The sequence below is a fragment of the Sivoneniella epilithica UHCC 1019 genome (genome assembly GCF_040830845.1).
Classification (GTDB): domain Bacteria; phylum Cyanobacteriota; class Cyanobacteriia; order Leptolyngbyales; family Leptolyngbyaceae; genus ULC077BIN1.
In genome coordinates this window covers 1-916 of sequence record NZ_JBFPDP010000116.1, presented here as the reverse complement: position 1 = coordinate 916, position 916 = coordinate 1, and the positions used below count along the sequence as shown (strand labels likewise).

Genomic DNA, 916 nt, shown 5'->3' with positions numbered 1-916 from the left:
AGAGGATGTCTGAGAAGTTAGGGGCTACGCTAGCCGCCTGAGCATCAGACGAATCATGGCAACATAAATGAAAGTTTCAGAAGTCTCTGGTAAAACTTCGTAGTCCTTGGACAACCGCCTTGACCAATTGAGCCAACCCCAAGTGCGTTCTACGACCCAACGTTTTGGCAGCAGGACAAAGCCTTTCGCATCGTCAGAGCGTTTAATCGTCTCAAGAATCCAGCGATAGGTGTCCATTGTCCATTTCATGAAATCAACCCCCTCGTAGGTACCGTCAACCCAAATGAGCACCAACCGTGCAATCTGCTGGGAAACCGCCGCTAGGCGCTTGAAAACCAGACGTGCACCCTGCTGGTCACTGACATTGGCAGCCGTGACGACCACCAGCATTACCAAGCCCAAGGTATCGACCATCAAATGCCGTTTGCGTCCTTTGACTCGTTTGCCTCCGTCAAAACCAACGGCAATTGCCGCAGGGGTTGCGGTTTTCACCGATTGAGAATCCAGACTCGCCGCACTTGGTGCCGCTTGATGCCCTTGTGCAACCCGCTCCCAACTCACAAACTTGGCATGAATCGTTTCCCAAGTGCCATCGATTCGCCAGACTCGAAAGTCGTGGTACACCGTTTTCCAGTTGGGAAAGTCGTGGGGCAACATCCGCCACGCACACCCCGCCACCACGATGTAAAAGAGGGCGTTCATCACTGCTCTGAGGTCTACCTTGCGAGGTCGTCCACCGGGTTTTGCCCCTGGCAGCAAGGGCAGTAGGAGTTCCCATTGCTCATCACTGATGTCTGTCGGGTACGATAGTGCCATTGCTCTCATGCTCCTGTCGATTCTTTCTTTTGACAGCTTACGAGGTGAGAGTTTCCTTTTCCTATCTCAGCGCTACATCTGGGCTTTTAAGACATCCTCT

1 protein-coding gene is annotated in these 916 nt (G+C 52.6%); it reads right to left on the bottom strand.

The genetic code is table 11. The features are described from left to right. Positions 1 to 24 precede the first annotated feature (24 nt). Complete coding sequence (locus AB3R30_RS26885; protein ID WP_458652271.1) at positions 25 to 816, bottom strand: IS5 family transposase; 792 nt, start codon at positions 814 to 816, stop codon at positions 25 to 27. Between the last annotated feature and the right edge of the window lie 100 nt (positions 817 to 916).